Source organism: Streptomyces sp. NPDC040589 (assembly GCF_055594445.1).
In genome coordinates this window covers 93,924-119,879 of the sequence record NZ_JBVIWP010000015.1, presented here as the reverse complement: position 1 = coordinate 119,879, position 25,956 = coordinate 93,924, and the positions used below count along the sequence as shown (strand labels likewise).

Here is a 25,956-nt window from a genome sequence, read left to right as displayed (position 1 = left end):
GTCGACCGCCCGGTGTGGGGGACGTATGGCACAGGCCGCCGACGCGGCGCGGACCGTCATCATGACCGTGGACGACGACCCGGGGGTCTCCCGGGCCGTGGCCCGGGACCTGCGGCGGCGGTACGGCGCGTCGTACCGGATCGTGCGCGCGGAGTCCGGCGAGTCCGCGCTCGACGCGCTGCGGGAGCTGAAGCTGCGCGGCGATCTCGTGGCGGTGATCCTGGCCGACTACCGCATGCCGCAGATGAACGGCATCGAGTTCCTCGAACAGGCCCTGGACGTGTACCCGGGCGCGCGGCGGGTGCTGCTGACGGCGTACGCGGACACCAACGCGGCGATCGACGCGATCAACGTCGTCGACCTCGACCACTACCTCCTCAAGCCGTGGGACCCGCCCGAGGAGAAGCTGTACCCGGTGCTCGACGACCTGCTCCAGGCGTGGCGGACGAGCGACTTCCGGCCCGTGCCCAGCACCAAGGTCGTGGGGCACCGCTGGTCGTCGCGGTCCTCGGACATACGGGAGTTCCTGGCCCGCAACCAGGTGCCGTACCGCTGGTACTCCGCCGAAGAACCGGAGGGCCGGCGGCTGCTGGCCGCGGCCGGCACGGACGGGATGCGGCTGCCGGTGGTGATCACGCCGGACGGGACGCCCCTGGTCGAACCGGAGGCCGTCGACCTCGCCGCCCGGGTCGGTCTGGCGACGACCCCGACGGCCGACTTCTACGACCTGGTCGTGATCGGCGGCGGCCCTGCCGGGCTCGGCGCCGCCGTCTACGGTGCCTCCGAGGGGCTGCGCACCGTGCTGGTGGAGCGATCGGCGACCGGCGGGCAGGCGGGGCAGAGCTCACGCATCGAGAACTACCTGGGCTTCCCCGACGGTGTGTCGGGTGCGCAGCTCACCGACCGGGCGCGGCGGCAGGCGGGGAAGTTCGGCGCCGAGATCCTCACCGCGCGTGAGGTGACGGCGCTGGAGGTCAACGGCGCCGCCCGGATCGTACGGTTCTCCGACGGCTCGGCGGTCGCCGCGCACAGCGTGATCCTGGCGACCGGCGTGTCGTACCGGCAGCTGGCCGCGCCCGGCTGTGACGACCTGACCGGGTGCGGGGTGTTCTACGGGTCGGCGCTGACGGAGGCCCCCTCCTGCCAGGGGCAGGACGTGTACATCGTGGGCGGCGCCAACTCCGCCGGGCAGGCGGCGATGTACCTGTCCCGGGGCGCCAAGTCGGTGACGCTGCTGGTGCGCGGCCCGTCGCTGTCGGCCTCGATGTCGCACTACCTCATCCAGCAGATAGACGAGGCGCCCAACATCCAGGTGCGCTCCCGCACGGTCGTCGAGGCCGCGCACGGCGACGGCCACCTGGAACGGCTGACCCTGCGGGACGTGGACAGCGGGCACACCGAACAGGTCGACGCGCAGTGGGTGTTCGTGTTCATCGGCGCGGCCCCGCTGACCGGCTGGCTGGACGGCACGGTGCTGCGGGACGAGCGCGGTTTCATCCTCGCCGGGCCCGATCTGACCCCCGACGGCCGCCCGCCGGAGAGCTGGGAGCTGGACCGGCCGCCGTACCACCTGGAGACGAACGTGCCCGGCGTGTTCGTGGCGGGCGACGCCCGTGCCGAGTCCGCCAAGCGCGTGGCGTCCGCCGTCGGAGAGGGAGCCATGGCCGTGATGCTCGTCCACCGGTATCTGGAGCAGTCATGAGCGGTCGGTCGATGCCGTGCAGCCCCCAGGAGATCGGGGCGCTGTTCCTGTTCGAGAAGCTCACGCCCGAGCAGCTCGGCAGGCTGTGCGGCGAGGGGCGGGTGGAGCGGTTCGAGCCTGGCCCCGTGTACACCGAGGGCGAGCCCGCCACCTGCTTCTACGTGATGCTCGAGGGCACGGTCGTGCTGTACCGCCGGGTGGGCGGGGACGACGTGGAGGTGACCCGGACCTCCCAGCGCGGGGTGTACGCGGGGTCCATGCAGGCGTATCTGGGCGACCGGGTGCGGCAGGTCTACAACAACTCCATGCGCGTCACCGAGCCGACGCGGTTCTTCGTGCTGCCCGCCGACACGTTCGCGGACATCATGCAGGAGTGGTTCCCGATGGCGGTGCATCTGCTGGAGGGGCTGTTCTTCGGTTCCAAGAGCACCCAGCGGGCCATCGGGCAGCGCGAACGGCTGCTGGCGCTGGGCTCGTTGTCCGCCGGACTCACCCACGAGCTCAACAACCCCGCTGCGGCGGCCGTACGGGCCACCGCGACCCTGCGGGAGCGCGTCGGCAAGATGCGGCACAAGCTGGCCATCATCGCGCAGGGTTCGTACTCCCCCGAGGTCATGGCGAACCTCATCGACCTCCAGGAACGCACCGCCGAGCGGGTCGCCAAGGCCCCCACGCTGAGTCCGCTGGAGGCCTCCGACCGGGAGGACGCGCTCAGCGACTGGCTCGACGACCAGGGCATCCCGGACGGCTGGCGGATCGCGCCCACCTTCGTCCAGGCCGGGCTCGACGTGGACTGGCTGGACCAGGTCGCGGCGGCCGTGGACGAGGAGATCCTGCCGAGCGCGATCGGGTGGCTGAACTACACCGTCGAGACCGAGCTGCTGATGGACGAGATCACCGACTCGACCACGCGCATCTCGCATCTCGTCGACGCGGCGAAGCAGTACTCGCAGCTCGACCGGGCGCCCTTCCAGAACGCCGATGTGCACGAACTCCTCGACTCCACCCTGCTGATGCTGTCGGGCAAGATCGGCAAGGAGATCAAGGTCGTCAAGGAGTACGACCGGACGCTGCCGAGCATCCCGGCGTACCCGGCGGAGCTCAACCAGGTGTGGACGAACCTGATCGACAACGCGGTCTCGGCCATCAACAGCGCGGGCGGCGAGGGGACGTTGACCGTGCGGACGGCTCCGGACCACGACCGGCTGCTGGTGGAGTTCCGGGACACGGGCGTCGGGATCCCGGCGGCGGACCAGGGGCGGATCTTCGATCCCTTCTTCACCACGAAGCCCGTCGGTGAGGGGACCGGGCTCGGGCTCGACATCTCCTGGCGGATCGTGGTCAACAAGCACCACGGGAGCATTCAGGTGGAGTCGGAGCCGGGGGACACACGGTTCCAGGTGCTGCTTCCGCTTACATCGGTCGAGGAGGAGCCTTCATGAGTGGCGACAGTGGTGACAACGGAATCGACCCGGGCGTGCCGCCGAGCGGCAACGGGTGCGTCGAGTGCGATGCGGGTGGCGGGTGGTGGTTCCATCTGCGGCGGTGCGCGCGGTGCGGGCATGTGGGGTGCTGTGACAGTTCGCCCGCGAAGCATGCGACGGGGCATTTCCGGGCTACCGGGCATCCCTTGGTGCAGAGCTTCGAGCCCGGTGAGAACTGGTACTGGGACTACTCGGCGAACGAGTTGTACGAGGCCGGGCCCGAACTGGCTCCGCCTGTGAGTCATCCTGCGGACCAGCCGACGCCGGGGCCTGCGGGGCGGGTGCCGGTTGACTGGGCGAAGGTGTTGCGGGCCTAGGAGCTCGAGGCTGTCTGAGACACGGCGGCTGCGAACGGTTTGTGGTTGATCGCGCAGTTCCCCGCTCCCGCGCCCCTAACAAGTGAAGGTTGGTTCAGTGCCGCAGGGTTCATTCGTCACGCCGGTTGTGGGGCGGGAGTCCGAACTTGCCCGGCTGAGTGGCGTGCTGGAGCGTGCCCGGGATGGGGAAGCGCGTGCGGTACTGGTCGCCGGAGACGCCGGAGTCGGTAAGACGAGGGTCCTGGAGGAGGTCTCCGGACAGGCCGCCGAAACCGGGATGATCGTTGTCACCGGGCACTGCGTGGACCTCGGGGACGTCGGGCTGCCGTATCTGCCGTTCACCGAGGTGCTGGGGGTGCTCGCGGGGGATGAGCGGTTCGCCGCCGCTCTGGCCTCGCACCCGGTGGTCGAGCGGTTGCTGGGGGCCGGGACCGACGGTGTGCGGGACGTGGACGGCCGGTTGCGGCTCTTCGAGGGGATGGCGGGGCTGCTCGCCGATGTGGCGGATGTCGCCCCGTTGCTGCTCGTGCTGGAGGATCTGCACTGGGCCGACCAGTCGTCGCGGGATCTGCTGCGGTTCCTGCTCGGCCGGGGTGTCCTCCGGCACCGTCTGGCGGTCCTCGCCTCGTACCGGGCCGACGACCTGCACCGGCGGCATCCGCTGCGGCCGCTGCTGGCGGAGTTGATACGGCTGCCCTCCGTGGAGCGACTGGAGCTGCGGCCGCTGGCCGACCCCGATGTGGCGCGGCTGGTACGTGCCCTGGAGCACCGGCCGCTGCCGGACACCACCGTGCGGCGGATCGTGGAGCGCGCCGAGGGGAACGCCTTCTACGCGGAGGAACTGTTCGCGGCCACCGACTCGGAGCCCGGTGGGGTGCCCGGCGGACTCGCCGATGTGCTGCTGATCCGCTTCGAGCAGCTCTCCGACACCGCGCAGCAGGTGCTGCGGACCGCGGCCGTCGCCGGACGCCGGGTGGAGCACGATGTGCTGCGGGAGGCGGTCGGCCTGCCCGAGGAGGAACTGGAGTCGGCGCTGCGCGAGGCGGTGGGACGGCAGCTTCTCGTGGCCGGGGACGAGGACACGTACTCGTTCCGGCACGCCCTCGCCCGCGAGGCCGTCTACGCCGATCTGCTTCCCGGGGAGCGGGCGAGGCTGCACGGCGCGTTCGCGCGGCTGCTCGCCGGGCGCGGCCGGACCGCCGAGAGCGCCGCCGAGCGCGCGCACCACTACCGGGAGAGCCACGACCTCGCCGAGGCGCTGACCGCCTCGCTGGAGGCGGCCGACCACGCCCAGCGGGTCGGTGCGCCCGCCGAGGAGCAGCGGCATCTCGAAGCGGCCCTGGACCTGTGGCCCGCGGTGGGTTCCGAGGTGCGGCCCTCGGGCGGGGGCGTCGACCGGGTGACGCTGACGCTGCGCGCCTCGGCGGCGGCCGTGCACGCCGGGGCGCTGCACCGCGCCGTCTCCCTCACGCGGTCCGCGCTGGGCGAGCTCGGCCAGGACGCCGACTCCGAACTCGCCGCCCGGGTCCGCTATACCCTCGCCGGGAACCTGCTGAGCGTGGACAGCCTGACGGCGGCGTTCGCCTACAGCAGCGAGGCCCTGGGGATGATCCCCGAGGATCCGCCGTCGCGTACGTGGGTGTGGGCGGCGGCCACTCATGTCATGGCCGCACGTCACGTCGGGGAGAACGAGACCGCGGTGCGGGTCGCCCGCCGGGCCCTGGGCGTGGCGGAGCGGCTGCGGGTGACCGATGCCCAGGCGGATCTGCTGATCTCCCTGGCCGTGTTCGACGGCGGCGGGCGGCGCAGCCCGGAGGGCCGTGAGCGGCTGGTCAAGGCCCGGGAGCTGGCCCGGAGTTCGGGCAACGCGCCGGTGGAACTGCGCGCCCTGTTCAACCTGGCCATGGGGTGCTACGAGTCCGGTGCGCTGGCGGAGTGCCTGCCCTGGCTGACGGAGGGCCTGGACCGGGCCCGGCGCGCCGGGCTGCTGTCCTCGCCGTATCCGCTGGAGATGCGGTACCTGCGACTGCTGGTGCTGCATGTGCTGGGCCGCTGGGACGAGTGCGTGCGCGCGGCGGCGACGGACGCGGACGTGCTGCCGTCGGCCGGAGGCTACACGGACGGTCCGGCGCTGTCCGTGGCGCTGGCGCGCGGCGATCTCGTGGCCGCCGAACGGTCGCGGGCCCTGCTGGAGGGGCCGTTCGACTGGATGGCCACCCTGGTCGCGGGCATCGTGCTCACCGACGCCGCCGGGCTGCGCCGCGATCCCGAGGACGCGGTGCGGTGGATGCGGTCCACGGTCACGGCCCTCACCGACGAGGCGGGCACCCGCCCGGACGTCACGGTCCGGCTCGCCGCCCTCGCGTTGTCCGCGGTGGCCGACGCGGCGGCCGGGCTGCGGTTGACCGGCGACGAGGCGGGAACCCTCCGCTGGACGGACACCGCGACCGAACTCGTGGAACTGGCGCGGGCCACCGCCAAGCGCGGCGAGGACGGCGGCCCCCAGGGTCCCGAGGGGCAGGCCTGGCTGGCCCGGGCGGAGGCGGAGTGGCTCCGGGCCGTGTCGGGGCCGGACGCTGCGGCCTGGTCGGAGGCGGCGAAGGCCTTCGGCTACGGCGATGTCTACGAGCGGGCGCGCTGCCGGTTGCGGTACGCCGAGGCCCTGGTGGCGGCCGGGCGTCGCGAGGAGGCGGTGGCGGAGGCGCGGGCGGTCCGGGAGACCGCCGACGCCCTCGGCGCCACGCCGCTGCGGGGGCAGGTCGACGCCCTCGTCCGGCGCGGCCGCCTCTCGGACACACCGGGCGCCGAGGACCGGGCCGGCGCGCTCACCGCCCGCGAGCAGGAGGTGCTGCGGCTGCTCGCCCTCGGCCGCAGCAACCGGCAGATCGGCGACGAGCTGTTCATCAGCGGCAAGACGGCCAGCGTCCATGTCTCCAACATCCTCGCCAAGCTGGGCGCGTCCAGCCGCGGCGAGGCGGTGGCGATCGCCTACCGGGAGGGTCTGATCACCCATGAGCCGTCGGCGTCGGGCTGACCGGCAGACCGGGTGAGCACGCCGTCGAGGCGCCGAACAGACCGGGCTAACGGCTCCCGCAGTCGAGGCTCTCGAGATCGACGGCGTCGGCCATCGCCTGCATCCCCTTGTCGTTGGGGTGCAGATGGTCGCCGCCGTCGAAGACGGGGAGGATCCGCTCGGGGTCGTAGGGGCTGCGCAGGACGCGGTCGAAGTCGGCGACCGCGTCGAACTCGCCGCTGTTGCGGATGAAGGCGTTGACCTCCCGGCGCACGGCCTCCCCGGCGGGGTCCCATTCCTGCCAGCCCTTGAAGGGGGCGATCGTGGAGGCCACGACGCACTTGCCGGCCGCGTGCACCCGGTCGATCAGGGTGCGGTACCCGGCGATCAGCTGGGCGGCCGTGGGGCCCGGCTCGAGCTTGATGTCGTTGACACCCTGGAAGAGGAACACCGTGCGCACGCCCGGCAGCGAGAGCGCGTCACGCGAGAGGCGGTTCAGGGCGCTCTGCCCGGGACCGTCGGTCAGGACCCTGTTTCCGGCGATCCCCGCGTTGGCCACCCCCTTGACGGTCGTCGTGGGGGACTTGGCCAGCCGGCGGGCGAGGTAGTCGGGCCAGCGCCGGTTGAGGTCGGTGGTGGACTGCCAGCCGTCGGTGACGGAGTCGCCCAGGGCGACCACGGCACCCGCAGCGGACCGTGGCCGCACGGTGACGGCGTCGAGGTAGAACCAGGAGCCGGTCCGCTGCTTCCAGTGGGTCGCGCTCTCCTCCGCGGTGTGGTCGCCCTCGGCGGTGTACGACGTCTGCATCGCCATCCAGTGCCCGGTGAGCGCGCCGCCCGCCCGGGCGACGTAGAGGCTGACGACGAGCGAGCTCGCGGCGGGGACCTGGCCGGGCAGCGGGTCGCTGTGGACGATGCCGCCGGGGGGAACGGTGACGGAGCGCGCGCCGTCGAAGGTCAGGCGTCTGTTGCTGCCGGGTACGAGCGCGGCCCCGTCCCGCTGCAGGCCCGCGTGGACGTTGCGGAAGGTCACCGGCTGGTCGCCGAAGGCGTTGGACAGCCGTACCCGCAGGCCGCTGCCGCCGACGCTGGTGTGCACCACCAGCCGGTAGCCGCGGCCGTCGACCGCCTCGCCGATGTGGTCGGCCGAGGAGGCCCAGGTGACCACGCCGTCCCCTGGCTCGGCCGGGGCGCTGGGAGGCCGGGCCTGCTCGGCCCCCTGGGGTGTCGCGCCGGCTCCGCAGCCCAGCACCAGGCAGGTGGAGAGGGCCGCCAGGGCGGTACGGCGGCGGGGGCGTGCGGTGCGGGGCATCGTCGGCGCTCCTTCGGCCGGTCGGCGGGCGTTCTCACGGCGCGAGGTCTCGTAGGGTCGTCGAGCCGCCGGGCGCGCGGCGGCTCGTCCGGGTGGTCCCGGCGTACGACACGGTAGTGGTGCGTCCCCCGACGCTTTCCACGCCCCCGGCCGCGACGGCACGAGCATCTCGATCATGACTGTCAGGACGGCTTCGGCACGTCCATCCGGTCGATGTCCGGGCGTAGCCCGAACCGCTGTCGAACGTGGTCGTATTGGTACCGGCCTTGAGGGTCACCGGGACGCTGACCGTCTCGACGGTGCCCCAGGCGCCGGTGGAGGGGTAACTGTGGCGGGCGCCTTCGCCGCCGTTCGCGGAGACCTCGACCGGGCGGGCGTCGCCGCTGACGTAGGCGACCTTCACCTGGTAGGTGCCGGGGCGGTCGACGACGACCTCGTTGAAAGTGAGCTTAAGAGAAGCAAGGGATCACTCTCGAGCCCGGGGCTCGACCTCCGTTGGGAACCCTCGCACTCCCCAGGCCGTTGTCCGGGCGTGATCAGCGAGTTGGTCCCCGGTGGCAATCTGGCGTTGCCGGGCGGTGCGGTGACCGTCCGGGTGCCCGGGCCGTTCGACGTGTCCGCGCTGATCACGGACGACAGCGGAAAGGTGCGGGGCGACGGCGACTTCGTCTTCTACAACCAGCCGGCCGCGCCGGGAGCCGCGCTGCGGGGCGACACGCTCACCATGGACCCGGCGAGGTTGCGTGCCGGAGCCACCCGGGTCACCGTCGCCGTCAGCCCAGCAGAGCCCGGAACAACCCTGGGCCGCCTGCCCTCCCCCACGCTCCACGTCACCGATGCCGGTGGCCGCCCCCTCACCCGGTTCACCCCGCCACGCCCCCGACAGGAGACGGTGCTGCTGCTCGCGGAGCTCTACCGGCGCGGCGACCGCTGGAAGCTGCGGGCCCTGGGCCAGGGGTATGCCGACGGACTGGCGGGAGTCGCCCGGGACTTCGGCGTCGATGTCGTGGACGACACGTCCGTTTCGGAGCCGGGCACGCTCGACAGCAGGGTGCGCCGAGCGGCTCCCGCGCCCACGGCCGGGCAGGCAGGGGCCTCGGACGCATGGCACCGGGCCGCGACCGAACCGGCCCACCGTGCCGCCCACTCCCCCGGACCTCCCGCCTTCGCGTCCTCCGCACCCGGTCCCGACGGGTTCGTCGCGCTGGTCAACGCCGCGCGCACCGAAGCCGGTTCGCCGTCGGCGACCCTCGACTCCCGCTTGGCGTCCGCGGCCCGGGAGCACGCCGCCGCCATGGCGATGACGGGACGCCTCGGCGTCGAGAGCCGGGACGGTGTCTCCGTCTACCAGCGCGTCACCGGCGCCGGGTACGCATACCTCGCCATCGGCGAGCACCTCGTGTCCGGCCCGCGCACACCCGCCGAGTTCGTCGCGTACTGCCTGCGCACCGACGCTCCGCGCCGCACCCTGCTCGACCCGGCGTTCACCCACGCCGGACTGGCCCACGTCCACGACGGCCCCTCCGGTGACACCTTCTGGACCGCGCTGTGGGCCCGGCCGTTCACACCGGACGGGCTGGTGGGCACGGCAGCGGCCGTCACCGACCTCACCAACCGGGAGCGGGCACGGGCCGGACTCCCGCCCCTGGCCGTCGACCCTCTGCTCACCACCGCCGCGCAGGCGCACAGCGCCGACATGGTGGCCCGTGCCTTCTACTCCCACACCGCGCCCGACGGCAGCCGGCCCTGGGACCGGGCCGCCGCGGCAGGATCCACCCGGCGTTCCGTCGGCGAGAACATAGCCTGCGGCCAGCGCTCCCCCGGCGACGTCGTGGAGGGCTGGATGAACAGCCCTGGCCACCGGGCCAACATCCTCAAGCCCGGCTTCACCCACATCGGCATCGGCTTCGCGGGCGGCGGCAGGGCGGGCACGTACTGGACGCAGCTCTTCGGCGCCTGACACCGCACCACCGCGCTCCGGGCCGTCTCCCCCCATCCGCGATCTTGGCGGAGGGAGACGCTCCGGGCGAGGATGCCCGCATGAAGGGTGACCTCTTTTCCAGCGAACACATGGCCCAGCCGGCCGTCGCGGCGGGCATGACCATCGAGAACGCCAAGTGCGTCCGGTACACGGTGAACGGCGAGATGCTCTCCCGGCAGGGCGCGATGATCGCCTACCGCGGCAACCTCCAGTTCGAGCGCAAGGGCCAGGGCGTGGGCGGCATGCTCAAGCGCGCGGTGACCGGGGAGGGACTGCCGTTGATGGCGGTGCGCGGGCAGGGCGAGGCCTGGTTCGCCCACGAAGCGCAGAACTGCTTCATCGTCGACGTCGAACCCGGCGACGAGTTCACCGTCAACGGCCGCAACGTCCTGTGCTTCGACGCCACGTTGTCGTATCGCATCGCGACCGTGAAGGGCGCCGGCATCACCGGCGGCGGTCTGTTCAACAGCGTCTTCACCGGGCACGGCAAACTGGGCCTGGTCTGCGAGGGCACCCCGCTCGTCATTCCGGTCTCCGCGCAGTACCCGGTGTACGTCGACACCGACGCGATCGTCGGCTGGACCGCGGGCCTGCAGACCTCCCTGCACCGCTCCCAGTCCATCGGGTCGATGCTGCGCGGCGGCTCCGGCGAGGCCGTGCAACTGCTGCTCCAGGGCGAGGGATACGTCGTGGTACGGCCGAGCGAGGCGACCGCGCAGAAGCCCGGGCAGCACTGATCGAAGCGCTCAAGCCCCTCAGGTGATCTACGCCTCACAGGCAACCCGGTCCGTTCCACCGACGTCTTGATCGGCAACAGGTGTGCCCTGGCTCTTGTGGCCAGGGCCGGTTTCCCCCCTTCTATACGCACCATGTATACACAGCGCGTATACATGGTGCGTATACGGACCGAAAGGCATCGATGTACGGCAAGGCATTCGCCCCGGAGTACCAGGGCGCGCTCACCACTCTGTCCGTCAACTCCTCACTGACCGACGTACTGGCCGCCGGCACCGAGCAGTTGAGGGCGGCCGAGCGCGCAGGCGAGCCCGGGGAGGTGGCGCGTTCCGGACTCGCTGTGGCCGAGGCGCAGCGACGGCTGGGCCGGGTCGCGGACGCGGACCGGGCCTGGAAGGCGAGCTACCGCGCCGCCCGCGAGGCCGAGGACGTCGGGGCGATGGCCTGGGCTCTGTGGAGCGGCGGCACGCTGGCACGGCAGCGCGGCGCGCTCCGGCTGGCCCGCCGCCTCCTCCAGCTCGCGGCCGATCTGGGCGAACGCGGCGGGGACATCGTCGTACGCGGCTACTCGCTGGCGGGTCTGGCCGAGACCGGCCGTATCCAGGGCGACTACGAGGCCGTCGGCCGGCTGCACGAGCAGTTGCTCGCCGAGGCGCGGCGGCGCGGGGAGGCGCGGCACACGGTGTGGGCGCTGGAGGGCATCGCGCAGATGCACCGCAACACCGGGGACTACGACAGGGCGTACGCCCTGTTCGAGGAGTCCGCCGAGATCGCGGCGCGCGCCGACGACCGGCGTGGTCACGCCTGGGCGCTGCGCGGTCTGGCCGACGTGGTGTCGGTGCGCGACGGGGACACCGAGCGGGCCCTGGGGCTGCTGAGCGAGGCGGAGACGGCCTGCCGCGCGATGCGGCTGTCCAGCGCGCTGGCCTACAACCACAAGATGCGCGGCAACGTGCTGTACCGGGCCGGGCGTTACGCCGAGGCACGCGATCTGTACGAGCAGGCGCTCGCGGAGTTCCGCGAGATGAGCGAGCCGCGCGGTGAGGCTCTCTCTCGCCTCGGACTGGCCAAGTCCCTGTCCCGGCTGGGCCGCGACCGCGGCGAGACGGCGGCCGAACTGGCCGACCTCGCCGGCACGCTGGAGCGGATCGGCCTCCAGCACGCCCGCAAGATGGTGGCCCGCGCCCATGAGGAGCTCGGCATACCGGACACGGGGCTCGCTCTCGCGGGGGCGGAGGCGACCCGATGACGGCGCTCCCCATGGCGGTACGGGCGGCACGGCAGGACCTCGCGACTCCGGCCCCCACCACGCGCTCCGCGGACGCCCACCGGATCCTCGAACGCTGCCGTACCCTCGTGCGCCCCGCCCTGGCCGAGGCCGTCGGGCGACTGCATCCCTGGGTCGGCGAGATGGCCGCGTACTCCTTCGGCTGGTGTGAGGTGGGCGGCGCACCGGCCGTCGCCTCGGGCGGCAAGGGCGTACGGCAGGCGCTCGCGGTGCTGGGCGCCGAGGCGGCCGGTGCGCCCGGCCGGTCCGGGGTGGCGGCGGCCGTGGCGGTGGAGCTGGTGCACACCTTCTCCCTGCTGCACGACGACATCATGGACGGCGACGCGGACCGGCGCCGCCGCCCGACCGTGTGGAAGGCCTACGGCACGGGACCCGCGGTGCTCGCGGGCGACGCCCTGTTCGCGCTGGCCGTCGAGACGCTCGCCGCGCAGCCGGGCGGTGCCGGGGCCGTGCGGACGCTGTCCGGGGCGCTGGGCGATCTGGTGCGTGGGCAGGCGGACGACCTGCTGTTCGCCGAGCGGCCCTGGACGGGACCGCGGCGGGTACGGCCCGACGAGTACCGGACGATGGCGGAGCTCAAGACGGGCGCCCTCCTGGGCTGCGCGGCCGCGCTGGGTGCCGTGCTCGGGGGCGCCGCCCCGGAGACGGTCACCGCGCTCGACCGGGCGGGCCGGCACCTCGGGATCGCCTTCCAGATCGTCGACGACGTGCTGGGCATCTGGGGTGACCCCCGGGTCACCGGCAAGCCGGTCCACGGCGATCTGCGGGAGCGCAAGAAGACGTTCCCCGTGCTGTTCGCGCTCGGCTCCCCGAGCGGCGGCAGGATCGCCACACTCCTGGAAAGCGGCGAGGAGCCCGATGCGGCGGCGGCGCTGATCGAGGAGGCGGGCGGCCGTTCGGCGGCCCTGGCCGAGGCCCGGCGTCACATCGCCGCCGTCGAGACGGCGCTGGCCGGGGTGCCGTTGGCGGCGGGAGCCGCCGGCGAACTGCGCTCGCTGCTCGACTTCCTGGTACGGCGCGACGTCTGATCCGGTGCCTTCCGTCCGGCGTGATTGACCTCGGCCGGGTCGGCGGGCCAGGGTGCGACCAGGCGTGTTCCCCGACCCCCGCGCCGGAAGGACGACAGCCGTGATCGGCATCTCAGAGATCGAAGCCGCGGCCGAGCGGATCGCCGGGCACGTCGTGCGCACCCCGACGGTGCCGAGCCCGGGGCTGTCGGCGCTGCTCGGCGCCCCGGTCACCGCGAAGCTGGAACTGCTGCAGCGCACCGGCTCGTTCAAGGCGCGCGGGGCGACGGCGAAGCTGCTGTCGCTGGGCGAGGCCGAGCGGGCCGCGGGGGTGGTGGCGGTCAGTGGTGGCAACCACGGGATCGCCCTCGCGGTCATGGCGGCGGCCCTCGATGTGAAGGCCACGGTGGTGATGCCCCGCTCGGCGCCCGCCCGTGCCGTGGAGATCGCGGAGGCGTCGGGCGCGTCGGTGCGGCTGACCGACGACATGGACGGCGCGTTCGCGCTCATGACGCGGCTCCAGCAGGAGGGGCTGACCCTGGTCCATCCCTTCGACGACCCGGTGGTGATCGCCGGGCAGGGCACGGTCGGCCTGGAGTTCGCCGCCGACGCCGGGGATCTCACCGACGTGCTGGTCAGCATCGGGGGCGGCGCGCTGATCTCCGGTGTCGCCGCGGCACTGCGGGCGCTCCGGCCCGGGGTGCGGGTGTGGGGCGTGGAGACCGAGGGCGCGCAGGCGATGTCCGAGGCGCTGGCGGCGGGCGGCCCGCGGCCGGTCGCCCTGTCGTCGATCGTCTCCACGCTCAGCGCCCCGTCCGTGTCGCAGCTGACGTACGACCATGTCTCGGCCCTGGTCACCGAGGTGCTCGTGGTCCCGGACCGGGAAGCCGTGCGGGGCTCGCTGGAGCTGGCCGACCACGCCAAGGTGTGGGCCGAACCGGCCGCCGGCTGCCTGCTGCCCGCCGCCCGGCGGGTCCTGGAGCGGGTCGGTGACGGAGCCCGGCTCGGCCTGGTGGTGTGCGGGGGCAACGCCACCACGGGGGACATGATCGCCTGGTCGCATCGCTTCGGTCTGCGCTGAGGATCCGGCCGCCCTCGGGAATCCTTCGCGGAATTCGTCGGAGGGCTCCGAGTTCAGATGTTGTACACCGCCTCATTTACCGGCGGTTACCACCAGGCCAGCCCGGAATTTTGCGAATCCGCGGGCGGCGGCGGGCCAATTCTCCGAGCCCAAGGAGGGCCGGGCGGCCGAGGTGAGCCGTGCCGGAGCCCATGAAAGACCGTTTCTCCTCGCGCACTTGCCCCCATCTCTTGAACAAAAGACAAGAATGAACACGGAGTTGCGATCCGATTGAACAGAGTGCGCCTCACTCCCCGTACCTCTGGAAAAGGTTGAGAGCCAGGTTTCCAGTCGAGGGATGGCCATGGGCAGGGCGCACGTCTCCACACACCAGTTGGTCGCCGGCCGGTACCGGCTGCTCGAGATCATCCAGCGCGAGACCAACCGCATCTGCTGGTACGCCGAGGACACCGGCGCCGGCGATGTCTCGCGACCGTGTCTCGTCACCCAGATCGGGCTTCCGGACGACCCGCTCGAGCCCGAGCGCCGGGCCTCCGCCCGGCTGCTGCGCACGTCCGAGAGCATGGCGCTGCTGTGCCCGGGCCGGGTCGCCAGGGTCGTCGACACCCTCGAGGAGGCCGGCGCCCTGTGGACCGTCAACGAGTGGATCGACGGCACGCCGCTGGGCGAACTCCTCTCGGAGCAGGGGACGTTCAACTACGTGCGCGCCGCCCGCATCGGCCTGGAACTGCTCGACGTCCTGGACGCGGCGCACGCCGAGGGCATCACCCACGGCGAACTCAGCCCCGGCCAGGTGTTCGTACGCGAGGACCACTCGGTCGTCGTCACCGGCTACGGTCTGGCCGGCGCCACCCTCGCGCCCCGGCTCACGGCCCCCGCGTACGCCTCTCCGGAGCAGGCCCGGGACGAGCGCATCGGCCCCGCCGCCGACCTGTGGGCGCTGGGCGCGATCCTCTACACGATGGTCGAGGGGCGCCCGCCGTTCCGTGACCGGGGGCGCCCGGAGAACACCCTGAAGGCCGTGGACCGGCTGCCGCTGCGCTCGCCGGTGCGCTCCGGGCCGCTCACTCAGGTCGTGCAGGGGCTGCTCCGCAAGGACTCACGGGAGCGGCTGACCCGCCCGGTGGTCCGTGAGGCGCTGACCCGCGCGCTCAGCGAGGACCCGGAAGCGGCCATGGCGTCGGTGCAGGCTCCGCGGCTGCGCGGCTCGTACGCCGCCGTACTGCCGGGGAACGCGGCCTGGAGCAGACGGACCATGGTGGCCGGGACGGCCCTGGCCGTGGTCACCGTCGCGGTCGCCGTGCTGGCCGCGACCCAGGGGCTGCCCGGCAGTGACACCGGCGGCGAGGCGGCCGACTCGCCGGCCCGGCCACCGGCCTCCGCGGCCTCGCCGGGCGAGAGCACCGGCGGCGACAGTCCCGAGCCGTCCGGGACGCCCAGCCCGACCGAGACGCCTTCCTCCCCTTCCTCCCCCACGCCCACCCCGTCGTCTCCGGAGCCCACGCCGTCCGCCCCGGCCACCGGCCTGCCGCCCGGCTTCCACCGTTACCAGGCACCGGAGGGCTTCTCCGTCGCGCTCCCCGAGGGCTGGAAGCGGCTGGACACCGACCGTCAGGGCCTGGCGTACCGGGTCGTCTTCGGCGCCGACGGCGACGACCGCACGCTGGCCGTCACCTACAGCGCGGACGCGGGCCCGGACCCCGTGGCCGTGTGGCGGGACGACGTCGAACCGAACCTGAAGCAGTCCGGTGACTACGAGCGGATCGGCACGATCCGCGCGACGACGTACCAGGGGCGCGAGGCCGCCGACATGCAGTGGACGGCGGACGTCGGCGACACCCGGGTGCGCACCTTCGGCCGGGGTTTCCTGCTGGGCGGGGGCCGGAGCTTCTCGCTGCGCTGGACGACCCCGGCCGCGGACTGGGAGGACAGCGCCAACGAGGAGACGTTGCGCACCGTCCTCAAGACCTTCCGGCCGGACTCAGACTGAGCCGCGCGGCGCGCGCAGCGAGGTGAGCGGGCCGGGACGCAGGGGCTGCGTGCGCCAGCGCGCGGTGAGCGTACGGTCCGCGAGGGAGCACGTCAGCGCCAAGCGGTGCGGGGTCTCCAGGAACACGACCTCCACGGCCAGCGTGCCGGCATCGGTCCAGCCGCCGCTCACCGCGGTCGGGAGCGGCCCCTCCGTCACCGTCCAGTCCGCCTTCCCGATCCGCAGGTCCAGCCGGGCCGCCCCCTCGGTGAGCCTGAGAATCCAGGCGTCCGCGTCCTGCCCGAGCTCGGCCGAAAGGGCCGGACCGTCCGCCTCTGAGGAGCTGAACTCGGCGGCGGCCCAGCCCTCGGCCCGTCCGGGCGGTGTCGGACTGCCCGGGGCGGGCGGCAGCGCGAGCCCGGCGAGGCGCTCGCGCAGGGCCGCGTCTGCGGTCTCCCGGCCGGGCAGCGGCTCGGGGCCGAAGGCGGGCAGCAGATGCCTCCAGACGAGGTTCAGGAAGTCCTGCATCCGCTCGGTCGCCGCGGTCGTGGCGATCACCGCGTCGTGCTCGGGCAGTACCAGGCAGAACTGGCCGTACGCGCCGTCGCCCCGGTAGCCGTGCCGGGAGGTCCAGAACTGGTAGCCGTAGCCCCGGTCCCAGTCCTGCCGGTCCAGGTCTCCCATGGCACCGGCGGTCGGGATGTGCGGGCGCGAGGCACGGGCCGCCCATCCTTCGGGCAGCAGCCGCTTGCCCTCCCAGACCCCGTCGCGCAGATACAGCTCGCCGAGCCGGGCGACGGCGTCGGTGGTGGCGTGCAGACCGCTGTAGCCGATCTCGCGGCCGGCACGGTCCCGCTGCCAGAACACCTCGCCGATGCCGAGCGGATCCAGCAGCCGCGGGCGCAGATACTCGGTGAGCCGCTGCCCGGTCACCCGCTGGACGATCGCGCCGAGGGTGTAGGTGGTGGGCTGGTTGTAGGCGAAGACGGTGCCGGGGTCGCGCTCCGGCGGCAGCAGCAGGAACCCGCGCACGGGCTCCGCCCGGTCCAGACCGTAGGTCTCCTCGACGGTCTCCCGCTCGTGGCCGCTCGACATGGACGCCACGTGCCGTACGAGCATGGCGCGGCTGCGGGGGTCGGTGATGTCGGCCTCGAACTCCGGGAAGTACGAGATCACGGGCGCGTCGAAGTCGAGCAGTCCCTCGGCCTCGGCCAGTGCGGCGGCGGTCCCGGTGAAGCTCTTGCTGAGCGAGTACAGCAGGTGGGGGCGATCGGGGGTGTAGGGCGCCCACCAGCCGGAGGCGACGAGGTGTCCGTGTCGCATGATCATCAGGCTGTGCGGCTCGATCTCCGGGGCCGCTTCGAGGGCGTCGAGAAAGGCGTGGACGCCGGAGGCGTCGACGCCCTGGGAAGCGGGGCTGCCGGTCGGCAGGGCGGAGGCACTCATGGAGGCATCCTCCCTCTGCCGACGGACCTTGATCGAGCCGTTTTCACGCCCGCTGTCCGGGGACTCGCCGGTTATGGTGCAAATCGGATACACGATGATGACCGAACAGGCCGGCCCCCGAGAGCTCGTCGACCATGTGGTGCGGGCCGAGGAGGCGGGCTTCGACTTCTCGGTGACCTCCGACCACTACTTCCCGTGGCTGCGCTCGCAGGGACACTCCCCCTACGCGTGGGCCGTGCTCGGCGCGGCCGCCCAGGCCACGTCCCGTATCCCGTTGATGACGTACGTGACATGCCCGACGTTCCGCTACCACCCGGCGGTGGTGGCGCAGAAGGCGGCCACGCTGCAGTTGCTGTCCGAGGGCCGGTTCCGGCTGGGACTCGGCTCCGGCGAGAACCTCAACGAGCATGTGGTGGGCGGCGGCTGGCCGTCCGTCGACGTACGGCACGAGATGTTCGAGGAGGCCGTGGAGATCATCCGGGCTCTCTTCAAGGGCGGCCACGTCAACCATCGGGGCACGCACTTCGACGTGGAGTCGGCCCGGCTGTGGGACCTGCCGGACGAGGCGCCGCCCATCGGCGTCGCGGTCTCCGGGGAGCGGTCGTGTGAACTCGCGGGCCGGCTCGGTGACCTGGTGATCGCCACGGAGCCCAAGGCGGGGCTGCTGGAGGCGTTCGACCGGCACGGCGGCGCGGGCAAGCCCCGCATCGGGCAGCTGCCGGTCTGCTACGACCCCGACCGGGACACGGCCGTCGAGCGCGCCCACTCCCAGTTCCGCTGGTTCGGCAGCGGCTGGAAGGTCAACTCGGAGCTGCCGCACCCGGATTCCTTCGATGCGGCGACCCAGTTCGTCACGCCCGACGACGTGGCCGACGCCATCCCGTGCGGTGACGACCCGGACGCGTTCGTCGAGGCCGTCCGCCCGTACGCCGAGGCGGGTTTCACCGAGATCGCCCTGGTCCAGATCGGCGGCGAGTCGCAGCCGGCGTACCTGGACTGGTCGGAGAAGACCCTGCTGCCCGCGCTGCGCGACGCGTTCGGCTGAGGCCGGTGCCGGCAAAGGCTCTCCGAGGGTGGATATAGGCTGCTGGCCTGCACGTACTCGATGCAGCCAACCCCCCTCAGGAGAGTCGTCCGTGACCGTAGCCATCACCCCGCCCGAGACCTCCCCGGCGCCCGTCTTGGACCTGGTCGCGCTGGACGCGCGGGAGTTCGGGGCGTACGCCCGGACCGGAGGGTGGGCCTTCGGGCTGAAGGTGGCGCGCAGTGTGCGGCCCGGCGGGCAGGGCGCGGACGAGACGCCGAAGGTGTCGGCGAAGGAGTTCGCGGAACTCGCCGGGTGCTCTGCGGAGCGGGTCATGCGCTACTACAAGGCGTGGGACCGGGCGGCGGACGACGGTCTGGTCCCGCACTTCGAGGCGCTGGCGCCGGGTGAGGACGTGGAACTGCCGGACGCGGACGTGTGGCTGAGCTACTACGTCTCGCGCTCCGGCGCCGGCTCCGAGCGCGGCACCGCCATCGCCGAGGCCGCCGCGGCGGAGGGCATCCGGCCCACGAAGGCGCTGGAGGTCGCGGAGAATCCCACCGCACTGCGTGCCGCGATCCTCGCCGACCCCTCCACCGCCCGCGCGGCCCGTCAGGCCCTGCTGGACCGGGTCAGGGAGGACCCCGAACTGCAGGCCGAGCTGGCCCGTGACGTCGTGCGCACCGACGAGCTGAAGAAGGCCGTCGCCGGCGAGAGCAGGTCGGCCGACCGCATCGGCTACGTGCGCCAGATCGCCGAGTCGGGGCAGATCAAGACGCCCGCCGGGCAGACCCTCGACGCGCCCGCCGACCTGCGTCAGGAGGCCGAACGGCATCTGTCGCTCATCGACGAGCTGGACGACGGCGAGGACTCCGGCGAGTGGGCCACCGAGGCGTACGACACCATGAAGTCCCTCGTGGTCGAGACCGTGGAGGCCGACCCGGGGCTGCGGGTGCAGGAGCGGCGCACGAAGTTCTACAGCAGCCTGCAGAGGGCGACCAAGGTGTTCGAGGAGCTGACCTTCGACGACACCCCGGAGTTCTACGAGGACGACATGGTGGAGCGCCTGGAGGAGCTGCAGCGGGCCGTGGCCGTATGTATCGAGTCGCTGCGCGGTGCCCGCGGGAATCACCCGGAGGGCTGAGCATCTTGCGCGTGTGAGGGGTACTAGAGGGCTCTACGTCGGTTCTTCCCGGAGGCCCTTTCGTGAACTCCTTCGTGCACAAGACCCTGGTGGTGCAGCTCCAGGCCGGTGACACGGACCGTTTCTCGGTACTCGCCCACCTGAGCTACGACGCCGCGGACCCGTTCGCCGTCACCCTCGTGTTCAGCCACGACGGCCGGGTCCTCGCCCGGTGGCAGCTGGACCGCGAGATGCTCTCCGACGGTCTGCGGCGTCCGGTCGGGGTGGGCGACGTGCGGATCCGCCCGGTGTCGCGGGGCATGTGGGAGGAGCTGCGCCTGGAGTTCCTCGGTGACGCCCGCCCCGACGGCGGCCGTCACCACGCCCTGGTGTTCGCGTGGGCCCCGGGGTTCGCGGCGTTCCTGCGGGAGACCCACGAGGTGGTCCCGCCGGGCCGCGAGGAGGTCCACGTGGACGATTTCCTGGCGGGCGTCATCGCCGGAGGCTGATCCCCGGGTCCTCGGGCCGGCCCGGCGGCACGGCGGCCGTCACTCCGACGTATGGCGGTACCTGGTCCACAGGGGCAGGACGAACCAGCACAGCAGGTACCAGCAGACCACTCCGGCGACCAGGTAGGGCACGAAGCCGTTGTGCGTGGCCACGCGCAGGATCAGCAGCAGAGAGGCGGTCGTCGTGGCCAGCAGCAGGAGGAGGCCGAGCAGCGTCAGCCGGGAGGCCAGCCGTACCGCCTGCGGCTTGACGCGCCGCCCGGAGACGAGGCGGTGCAGGGACACCGGGCCTATGAGTGCCCCGGTCGCACACGCGCCGAGGACCACCGTCACGAGGTAGATCGTCTGGTCCGTGCCGGTCAGTTCCTCGTATTTCTCGGTGAAGACCACGGTGAGCAGGAAACCGAACAGGATCTGCACGCCCATCTGGGCCACGCGGACCTCCTGGATGAGTTCCTGCCACATCCGGTCCGCTCTCTCCTCCTCCGTCTCGTTGCGCCCCCGGCGCCTGGCCCCGCCCTCTACCGTCTCCGACACTGTTCCTCCCGGTGTGAGACCTCAGGTGCTTCTCTCCCGCGAGTTCCCCGGAACGGGCCGTCCTCCCGGGCCGGGCGGCGGTTTGAGCGATCAGGCGACGGTTACACGGACGACGCGAATGACGCAGAACCCGAGGAGGTCGTGGACGCATGTCCGGAACGCAGCTCACCGTGACGCTCAGCGGCGGCGGCACGGACGACGCACGAGCGGTCGTCCGCGCCCTGCAAGGCACGTTCGGGGCGCCGGACGAGCTTCCCGCCGACGAGAACGCGACGGTGCACATGGCCACTTTCGGCGATGCGGAGGCGGGGCGCGCCGGCAGTGCCGGGGAGAGCGCCGAGCGGCTGTCCGCGCCGGTGACCGTGACCGTGCAGGGCACCCCGGAGGCGGTGCGGCGGGCGAGCGACACGCTCACCCGGGCCTTCACGGCTCGCGACGACGGTGTCGCCTCCGGCGACCAGGAGCAGGAACGGCAGCTGCTCCTGGTGCCGTGACGGATGCCGTGAGGAAGACCGTCTCTACCAGCGGGATTCGACCTGGTCCTTGATCCGCTGCTCGTAGAGGTCGCTGATCGCCGCCAACGTCTGGCCGGACAGCCCCGGCAGGCGGGCGGCGTTCGCGTTGGCACGGGCCTGCTCGGGTGAGCGGGCGCCGGGGATCACGGTCGTGACGCCGGGCTGCTCGATGATCCAGCGCAGGGCCAGCTGGGCCGGGGTGTATCCCTCGGGGGCGAGCGCCGCGAACTCGGCGGCGGCCTCGACACCGGTGGCGTAGTCGACCCCGGAGAAGGTCTCGCCCACGTCGAAGGCCTCGCCGTGCCGGTTGTAGGCGCGGTGGTCGTTGTCGGGGAAGACCGTCTCCCGTGTGTACTTGCCCGACAGCAGGCCGGAGGCGAGCGGGACGCGGGCGATGATGCCGACCCCCGCCTCACGGGCGGCCGGGAGCACCTCGCGCAGGGGCTTCATGCGGAACGGGTTGAGGATGATCTGCACACTCGCCACGTTGGGCCGGGCGATCGCGGTCAGCGCCTCCTCGCAGGTCTCGACGCTGACGCCGTACGCGGCGACGCGCTCCTCCTCGACCAGGGTGTCGAGGGCGTCGAACACCTCGTCCGTGGAGTAGACGGACGTGGGCGGGCAGTGCAGCTGCACCAGGTCGATCCGGTCGACGCCGAGGTTGCGCCGCGAGCGGTCGTTCCAGACACGGAAGTTGTCGAGCACGAAGTTCCCGGGGATCTGGTCGACGCGGCGGCCCATCTTCGTGGCGACCAGGACGTGCAGGTCCGGCCTGCCGCTGAGGAACGCGGCGATGGTCTGCTCGCTGCGGCCGTCGCCGTACACGTCGGCGGTGTCGAAGAAGGTCACCCCGGATTCGGCCGCCGTCTCCAGTACCGCGAGGGCTTCCTTGTCGTCGACGTCTCCCCAGTCGGCACCCAGCTGCCATGTGCCCAGGCCTATGACGGAGGCGTGCTGACCCGACCTGTCGAATGTGCGCTCGTCCATGGGCGTCAGTCTGTCATCCGTCACGGCCGCGCGCGGAACGTATCGCTCCGGCCCGCCGCCCTGCCCGATTCACTCACACGAGTGAATAGTTGCGACAGGAACGTGTTACGTGTCAGTCGGGCCCCTAGCGTGACTCCACGTGACTACCGGTTCAATGAGCAACTTCCCTTCCCAGCACTCGCGTTGGACGCGCCGGGGCTTCCTCCTCACGGCGGCCGCCCTCGCCGCCGTGCCGGGTCTGCCGGCGGATCCGGCGGCCGCGGCGGCGGAGTTGCCGGACTTTCCGGCGGATGTCGCGCTGTACCGCTCGGCGTACCGGAACTGGGTCGGCGAGATCACCGCGGACGGTCTGTGGGCCTGTGCGCCGGGCAGCCCGGAACAGGTGGCCGAGGTCGTCAACTGGGCGTGGCGGCACGGGTGGCGGGTGCGCGCCCGGGGCGCCTCGCACGGCTGGTCACCCCTGACCGTGACGGAGGGGACGCCGTCCGGCGCGCCCGTCCTCCTCGTCGACACCACGCCTCATCTGAGGGGCCTCACGCTGGACTCGCCGACGGCCGTACGGGCCGGAACCGGCGTGACCCTGGAGGCCCTGCTGACCTTCCTGGAGGAACACGGCCTCGGCGTCACGGCCGCTCCCGCTCCCGGTGTCCTCACCCTGGGCGGCGCCCTGGCGATCGACGCGCACGGCACGGCCGTCCCCGCGCGGGGCGAACGCCGGCGGCCCGGGCACACGTACGGCTCGCTCAGCAATCTGATCCTGTCCCTGACGGCGGTCGTCTGGGACTCCCGGGCCGGCGCGTACGTGGTGCGAACGTTCCGTCGTGACGAGGCGGACTGTGCCGCGCTGCTGACCCATCTCGGGCGGTCCCTGGTGACCGAGGTGGTGCTGCGGGTGGGGGCGAACACGAACCTGCGGTGCGTGAGCCGTACGGACATCCCGGCCGGCGAGCTGTTCGCCGCGCCCGGCTCCGACGGGCGTACCTTCTCACGCTTCCTGGACGAGGCCGGGCGGGTCGAGGCGATCTGGTTCGCCTTCACCGAGCATCCCTGGCTGAAGGTGTGGAGCGTTACCCCCGCCCGGCCGCTGACCTCGCGGCGTGTGACGCGGCCGTACAACTACCCGTTCTCCGACAACATCCCGACGCCGGTGGCGGAGCTGGTGGGCCGGATGACGTCGGACGCGGCCTGGTATCTGGCGCCGGTGCTGGGCGCCGCGCAGTACGACGCGGCCGCGCTCGGGCTGGTGACGACGCTGTCCGCCGACCTCTGGGGACCGTCCAAGAACACCCTGCTGTATCTGAAGCCGAGCACCCTGCGGGTGCACGCCGACGGCTACGCGGTCCTCACCTCGCGGGAGCAGGTGCAACGGGTGCTCTCGGAGTTCGCGGCCTTCTACCGGGAGCGGCTGGCGGCGTACGCGGCCCGGGGCAGCTTCCCGGTCAACGGCTCGGTGGAGATCCGGGTGACCGGCCTGGACGAGCCGGGCGACGCCATAGTGGCCGGGGCCCGCCCGCCGCTGCTGTCCGCGCTCCGGCCGCGCGCGGACCACCCCGAGTGGGACACGGCCGTGTGGCTGGACGTCCTGACGCTGCCGGGCACGCCGGACGCGGAGGCGTTCCTGCGCGAGATCGAGCGGTTCTTGCTGCGTACCTTCGACGGCGGGTTCGCGCTCACCCGGGTGGAGTGGTCGAAGGGGTGGGCGTACACGGACGACGGGGTGTGGAGCGACGAGGAGGTTCTGGGGTCGGTGGTGCCTGCCGCCGTCGGTAGGGCGGAGTGGGCCGAGGCGGACGCGGTGCTGGACCGGCTCGACCCGCACCGCGTGTATGGCAACGCCTTCCTGGACCGGCTGTTCGGCCAGGGCGTTACGGGGTGAGGTGTGCCTGCACCGCGGGCGCGTACCGGTCCACCAGGGCGTCGACCGTGCTCGCCCGCACCTCGGTGCCGCGGGCGATGCCGTACATCACGCCCAGGCCGAGCAGGGTGGCGACGGCCAGCTCGGCGCGCAGGCCGGCGTCGGGGCCGGTGAGGCGGTCGGTGAGGCGGTCGGTCACCTGGGTGCGGAAGTTGGCGCGCAGGATGTCGCCCTGCTCGCCGTGCAGGGGCGCGAACACGATCCGCAGCAGCGGGTCGGCGCCCTGCTCGGACTGGCTGACCAGGACGTGCCGGACCATGTGCGCTCCGAGTTCCTCGAGCGGCGCGGCCAGCAGGGCGGCGGCGTCGGTCTCGAAGGACATGACCCGGGCGAACAGCGTGTCCTTGTTGCCGAAGTACTTGAGGATCAGCGGCGGGCTCACGCCGGCGCGCTCGGCGACCGCCTTGAGCGTGATGTCGGCGTGCGCGTGCCGGGCCAGCAGATGACGGGCCGCCTTGAGGATGGCCGCCTTGGTCGCCTCGGCGTCCCTGCGGGCCGGCGTGGGCGTGACGGGTGGAGTGCTCACGGCACTCATGCTCCCTCCATCGCCCGGTCGTGCGCGCCCCGGGTGCGGTCCCCGGCCGGGTAACGGCCGTCCGGTTCGTCGGCCGTGGAGTCGCCGGGTATGCACAGCGCCGCCACCACGGCCACCAGGGCGACCGCACCGGCCATGGCGAACGCCAGCAGATATCCGTGCAGGGTGGGGACCGGGGCCCCGCCGACCAGGCTGGTGTGGTGCACGAGGACGGCGGCAACGGCGGCGCTGGAACCGGCCTGGCCGATCGTCCGCATCAGGACGTTGACGCCGTTGGCGGAGGCGGTCTGCCCGGCCGGCACGGCACGCAGGATCAGCGTGGGCAGCGCCGAGTAGGCCAGGGTGGTGCCGGTCGCGACGACGGTGGCCCCCGCGATGATCATCCACAGGTCGCGGCTGTCGGCGATACGGACCGCGTACCCGGTGGCGATGACCGCCGCCCCGAGGGCGAGCGTGACGCGCGGCCCGCGCGCGGCGGAGATCCGGGCGGAGACGGGCGACAGCAGCAGCATGACCACGCCGCTGGGCAGCAGGCACAGGCCGGTGGCGACGATGGACAGGCCGAGCCCGTACCCGGTCGCCTCGGGCGCCTGCACGAGCTGGGCGGTGACCAGGGTGTTGGCGTAGAACGCGAATCCGGCGAGCAGCGCGGCCACATGGGACAGTCCGACCCGGGGCCGGGCCACCAACCGCAGGTCCACCAGCGGCTGTTCGGCCCTCAGCTGCTGCCACCACCACAGCGCGAGCACGACGGCGGCGGCCAGGAACAGGCCCACGACACGCGGGCCGCCCCAGCCCCACTGCCCGCCCTGGGACACCCCGAGCAGCAGGCAGACCAGCCCGACGGCCAGTCCCAGCGCGCCCGGCACGTCGAACCGGCCCGGCTCGCGCACCGGCGATTCCCGCACCGCCCACCAGACCAGCGTCACGCCCGTGGCACCGAGGGCGCTGGTCACCCAGAACATGGTGTGCCAGTCCGCGTACTGGACGATCACCGCGGCCAGCGGCAGGCCGAGCGCGGCGCCGATGCCGACAGTGGAGCTCATCAGCGCCACGGCCGAGCCCCGGCGCTCCGGCGGCAGTTCGTCCCGAAGGATGCTGATGGACAGCGGGACGACCGCGGCGGCGGCCCCGGACAGGGTGCGGGCGGCGATCAGCACGCCGATGTCGGAGGTCAGGGCGCACAGGACCGAACCCAGGGTCATCAGCGCGAGGGCCGCCATGAGCACCCGTCGCTTGCCGTACATGTCGCCGGCCCGGCCCAGGACCGGGGTGAGGACGGCCCCGGACAGCAGGGTGGCCGTGACCATCCAGGAGACGGTGCCCGCCGAGGCGCCGGTCAGCCGGGGCAGGTCGGGCAGCAGGGGCACGACCACGGTCTGCATGACGGCCATGAGGATGCCGCCGAACGCGAGCACCGGGACGGTGAGCCGGTTGCGTATCGGGGCGGTCCGGTCCATCGGCACTCCAGCGGGC

Annotated in this window: 21 protein-coding genes and 1 pseudogene; 15 read left to right on the top strand and 7 right to left on the bottom strand. The window is 72.7% G+C overall.

Annotation, left to right across the window (positions count from 1 at the left end; translation table 11 throughout):
• Window positions 1–25 precede the first annotated feature (25 nt).
• The 4 genes from ACZ58V_RS39670 (at window position 26) to ACZ58V_RS39655 (ending at window position 6,537) form a co-directional block, all read left to right on the top strand.
• The gene (locus ACZ58V_RS39670) at window positions 26–1,702 is read left to right on the top strand and encodes an NAD(P)/FAD-dependent oxidoreductase (RefSeq protein ID WP_471296114.1); all 1,677 of its coding nucleotides are present in this window, start codon (window positions 26–28) and stop codon (window positions 1,700–1,702) included.
• Entirely contained in the window at window positions 1,699–3,144 is a 1,446-nt protein-coding gene (locus ACZ58V_RS39665; RefSeq protein WP_471296112.1) for an ATP-binding protein, read from the top strand. The genes ACZ58V_RS39670 and ACZ58V_RS39665 overlap by 4 nt, the downstream gene beginning before the upstream one ends.
• Window positions 3,141–3,503 (top strand): UBP-type zinc finger domain-containing protein, encoded by a 363-nt coding sequence (locus tag ACZ58V_RS39660; RefSeq protein WP_468189473.1) that lies wholly within the window; start codon window positions 3,141–3,143, stop codon window positions 3,501–3,503. Before ACZ58V_RS39665 ends, ACZ58V_RS39660 begins: the two co-directional genes overlap by 4 nt.
• A 97-nt stretch (window positions 3,504–3,600) precedes the next feature.
• Window positions 3,601–6,537 (top strand): helix-turn-helix transcriptional regulator, encoded by a 2,937-nt coding sequence (locus ACZ58V_RS39655; protein WP_471296110.1) that lies wholly within the window; start codon window positions 3,601–3,603, stop codon window positions 6,535–6,537.
• Window positions 6,538–6,583: 46 nt separating this feature from the next.
• Here ACZ58V_RS39655 and ACZ58V_RS39650 read toward each other — a convergent pair whose 3' ends face one another.
• Both ACZ58V_RS39650 and ACZ58V_RS39645 read right to left on the bottom strand, forming a co-directional pair.
• A complete protein-coding gene (locus tag ACZ58V_RS39650; protein WP_468189469.1) occupies window positions 6,584–7,828 on the bottom strand; it encodes an SGNH/GDSL hydrolase family protein in 1,245 nt (414 codons plus the stop codon).
• Between the two features lie 182 nt (window positions 7,829–8,010).
• Window positions 8,011–8,279 (bottom strand): annotated as a pseudogene (locus ACZ58V_RS39645) (alpha-galactosidase D); the annotation flags it as partial.
• An 84-nt stretch (window positions 8,280–8,363) separates the two neighbouring features.
• Here ACZ58V_RS39645 and ACZ58V_RS39640 point away from each other — a divergent pair.
• The 6 genes from ACZ58V_RS39640 (at window position 8,364) to ACZ58V_RS39615 (ending at window position 15,910) form a co-directional block, all read left to right on the top strand.
• A complete protein-coding gene (locus ACZ58V_RS39640; protein ID WP_471296151.1) occupies window positions 8,364–9,788 on the top strand; it encodes a CAP domain-containing protein in 1,425 nt (474 codons plus the stop codon).
• 80 nt (window positions 9,789–9,868) lie between these two features.
• Entirely contained in the window at window positions 9,869–10,546 is a 678-nt protein-coding gene (locus ACZ58V_RS39635) for an AIM24 family protein (protein WP_468189467.1), read from the top strand.
• A 182-nt stretch (window positions 10,547–10,728) separates the two neighbouring features.
• The gene (locus tag ACZ58V_RS39630) at window positions 10,729–11,793 is read left to right on the top strand and encodes a tetratricopeptide repeat protein (protein ID WP_468189465.1); all 1,065 of its coding nucleotides are present in this window, start codon (window positions 10,729–10,731) and stop codon (window positions 11,791–11,793) included.
• A complete protein-coding gene (locus ACZ58V_RS39625; RefSeq protein WP_471296107.1) occupies window positions 11,790–12,860 on the top strand; it encodes a polyprenyl synthetase family protein in 1,071 nt (356 codons plus the stop codon). Before ACZ58V_RS39630 ends, ACZ58V_RS39625 begins: the two co-directional genes overlap by 4 nt.
• Before the next feature lie 100 nt (window positions 12,861–12,960).
• Window positions 12,961–13,920, top strand: a complete 960-nt coding sequence (locus ACZ58V_RS39620) for a threonine/serine dehydratase (protein WP_471296105.1) — start codon at window positions 12,961–12,963, stop codon at window positions 13,918–13,920.
• A gap of 343 nt (window positions 13,921–14,263) precedes the next feature.
• Complete coding sequence (locus ACZ58V_RS39615; protein WP_471296150.1) at window positions 14,264–15,910, top strand: serine/threonine protein kinase; 1,647 nt, start codon at window positions 14,264–14,266, stop codon at window positions 15,908–15,910.
• On the opposite strand, the gene ACZ58V_RS39610 is transcribed toward ACZ58V_RS39615, so the two are convergent.
• A complete protein-coding gene (locus tag ACZ58V_RS39610; protein WP_471296102.1) occupies window positions 15,902–17,335 on the bottom strand; it encodes a serine hydrolase domain-containing protein in 1,434 nt (477 codons plus the stop codon). The genes ACZ58V_RS39615 and ACZ58V_RS39610 overlap by 9 nt on opposite strands.
• A gap of 73 nt (window positions 17,336–17,408) precedes the next feature.
• On the opposite strand from ACZ58V_RS39610, the gene ACZ58V_RS39605 reads away from it, so the two are divergent.
• From ACZ58V_RS39605 to ACZ58V_RS39595, 3 genes are all read left to right on the top strand, one after another.
• Window positions 17,409–18,380, top strand: coding sequence for an LLM class F420-dependent oxidoreductase (locus ACZ58V_RS39605; protein ID WP_468189457.1), 972 nt, complete (start codon window positions 17,409–17,411; stop codon window positions 18,378–18,380).
• A gap of 91 nt (window positions 18,381–18,471) precedes the next feature.
• Complete coding sequence (locus tag ACZ58V_RS39600) at window positions 18,472–19,503, top strand: hypothetical protein (protein ID WP_468189455.1); 1,032 nt, start codon at window positions 18,472–18,474, stop codon at window positions 19,501–19,503.
• 62 nt (window positions 19,504–19,565) lie between these two features.
• Window positions 19,566–19,991, top strand: coding sequence for an SsgA family sporulation/cell division regulator (locus ACZ58V_RS39595; RefSeq protein WP_468189453.1), 426 nt, complete (start codon window positions 19,566–19,568; stop codon window positions 19,989–19,991).
• Window positions 19,992–20,030: 39 nt separating this feature from the next.
• Here ACZ58V_RS39595 and ACZ58V_RS39590 read toward each other — a convergent pair whose 3' ends face one another.
• The gene (locus ACZ58V_RS39590; protein WP_468189587.1) at window positions 20,031–20,456 is read right to left on the bottom strand and encodes a DUF6328 family protein; all 426 of its coding nucleotides are present in this window, start codon (window positions 20,454–20,456) and stop codon (window positions 20,031–20,033) included.
• Between the two features lie 221 nt (window positions 20,457–20,677).
• On the opposite strand from ACZ58V_RS39590, the gene ACZ58V_RS39585 reads away from it, so the two are divergent.
• Window positions 20,678–21,022, top strand: coding sequence for a hypothetical protein (locus tag ACZ58V_RS39585; protein ID WP_468189451.1), 345 nt, complete (start codon window positions 20,678–20,680; stop codon window positions 21,020–21,022).
• Window positions 21,023–21,046: 24 nt separating this feature from the next.
• Here the strand turns inward: ACZ58V_RS39585 and ACZ58V_RS39580 are convergent, their stop codons facing one another.
• On the bottom strand, window positions 21,047–22,030 hold the full coding sequence (locus ACZ58V_RS39580) for an aldo/keto reductase (protein WP_468189449.1): 984 nt from the start codon (window positions 22,028–22,030) through the stop codon (window positions 21,047–21,049).
• A 154-nt stretch (window positions 22,031–22,184) separates the two neighbouring features.
• On the opposite strand from ACZ58V_RS39580, the gene ACZ58V_RS39575 reads away from it, so the two are divergent.
• Window positions 22,185–23,906 carry a cholesterol oxidase substrate-binding domain-containing protein gene (locus ACZ58V_RS39575; protein WP_468189585.1) on the top strand — a complete coding sequence of 574 codons (1,722 nt, stop codon included), beginning with the start codon at window positions 22,185–22,187 and terminating at the stop codon, window positions 23,904–23,906.
• On the opposite strand, the gene ACZ58V_RS39570 is transcribed toward ACZ58V_RS39575, so the two are convergent.
• Both ACZ58V_RS39570 and ACZ58V_RS39565 read right to left on the bottom strand, forming a co-directional pair.
• Window positions 23,896–24,480, bottom strand: a complete 585-nt coding sequence (locus ACZ58V_RS39570; protein WP_471296099.1) for a TetR/AcrR family transcriptional regulator — start codon at window positions 24,478–24,480, stop codon at window positions 23,896–23,898. The genes ACZ58V_RS39575 and ACZ58V_RS39570 overlap by 11 nt on opposite strands.
• Window positions 24,477–25,940 (bottom strand): MFS transporter, encoded by a 1,464-nt coding sequence (locus tag ACZ58V_RS39565; protein WP_468189445.1) that lies wholly within the window; start codon window positions 25,938–25,940, stop codon window positions 24,477–24,479. Before ACZ58V_RS39565 ends, ACZ58V_RS39570 begins: the two co-directional genes overlap by 4 nt.
• Window positions 25,941–25,956: the final 16 nt, after the last annotated feature.

What these genes read in the sequence shown, in the direction of transcription:
- ACZ58V_RS39670 (WP_471296114.1), top strand. Translation starts at nt 26, where the DNA reads ATGGCACAGGCCGCCGACGCGGCGCGGACCGTCATCATGACCGTGGAC.
- ACZ58V_RS39665 (WP_471296112.1), top strand. Translation starts at nt 1,699, where the DNA reads ATGAGCGGTCGGTCGATGCCGTGCAGCCCCCAGGAGATCGGGGCGCTG.
- ACZ58V_RS39660 (WP_468189473.1), top strand. Translation starts at nt 3,141, where the DNA reads ATGAGTGGCGACAGTGGTGACAACGGAATCGACCCGGGCGTGCCGCCG.
- ACZ58V_RS39650 (WP_468189469.1), bottom strand. Translation starts at nt 7,828, where the DNA reads ATGCCCCGCACCGCACGCCCCCGCCGCCGTACCGCCCTGGCGGCCCTC.
- ACZ58V_RS39635 (WP_468189467.1), top strand. Translation starts at nt 9,869, where the DNA reads ATGAAGGGTGACCTCTTTTCCAGCGAACACATGGCCCAGCCGGCCGTC.
- ACZ58V_RS39630 (WP_468189465.1), top strand. Translation starts at nt 10,729, where the DNA reads ATGTACGGCAAGGCATTCGCCCCGGAGTACCAGGGCGCGCTCACCACT.
- ACZ58V_RS39625 (WP_471296107.1), top strand. Translation starts at nt 11,790, where the DNA reads ATGACGGCGCTCCCCATGGCGGTACGGGCGGCACGGCAGGACCTCGCG.
- ACZ58V_RS39615 (WP_471296150.1), top strand. Translation starts at nt 14,264, where the DNA reads ATGGGCAGGGCGCACGTCTCCACACACCAGTTGGTCGCCGGCCGGTAC.
- ACZ58V_RS39610 (WP_471296102.1), bottom strand. Translation starts at nt 17,335, where the DNA reads ATGAGTGCCTCCGCCCTGCCGACCGGCAGCCCCGCTTCCCAGGGCGTC.
- ACZ58V_RS39605 (WP_468189457.1), top strand. Translation starts at nt 17,409, where the DNA reads ATGGTGCAAATCGGATACACGATGATGACCGAACAGGCCGGCCCCCGA.
- ACZ58V_RS39590 (WP_468189587.1), bottom strand. Translation starts at nt 20,456, where the DNA reads ATGTGGCAGGAACTCATCCAGGAGGTCCGCGTGGCCCAGATGGGCGTG.
- ACZ58V_RS39585 (WP_468189451.1), top strand. Translation starts at nt 20,678, where the DNA reads ATGTCCGGAACGCAGCTCACCGTGACGCTCAGCGGCGGCGGCACGGAC.
- ACZ58V_RS39580 (WP_468189449.1), bottom strand. Translation starts at nt 22,030, where the DNA reads ATGGACGAGCGCACATTCGACAGGTCGGGTCAGCACGCCTCCGTCATA.
- ACZ58V_RS39575 (WP_468189585.1), top strand. Translation starts at nt 22,185, where the DNA reads ATGAGCAACTTCCCTTCCCAGCACTCGCGTTGGACGCGCCGGGGCTTC.
- ACZ58V_RS39570 (WP_471296099.1), bottom strand. Translation starts at nt 24,480, where the DNA reads ATGAGTGCCGTGAGCACTCCACCCGTCACGCCCACGCCGGCCCGCAGG.
- ACZ58V_RS39565 (WP_468189445.1), bottom strand. Translation starts at nt 25,940, where the DNA reads ATGGACCGGACCGCCCCGATACGCAACCGGCTCACCGTCCCGGTGCTC.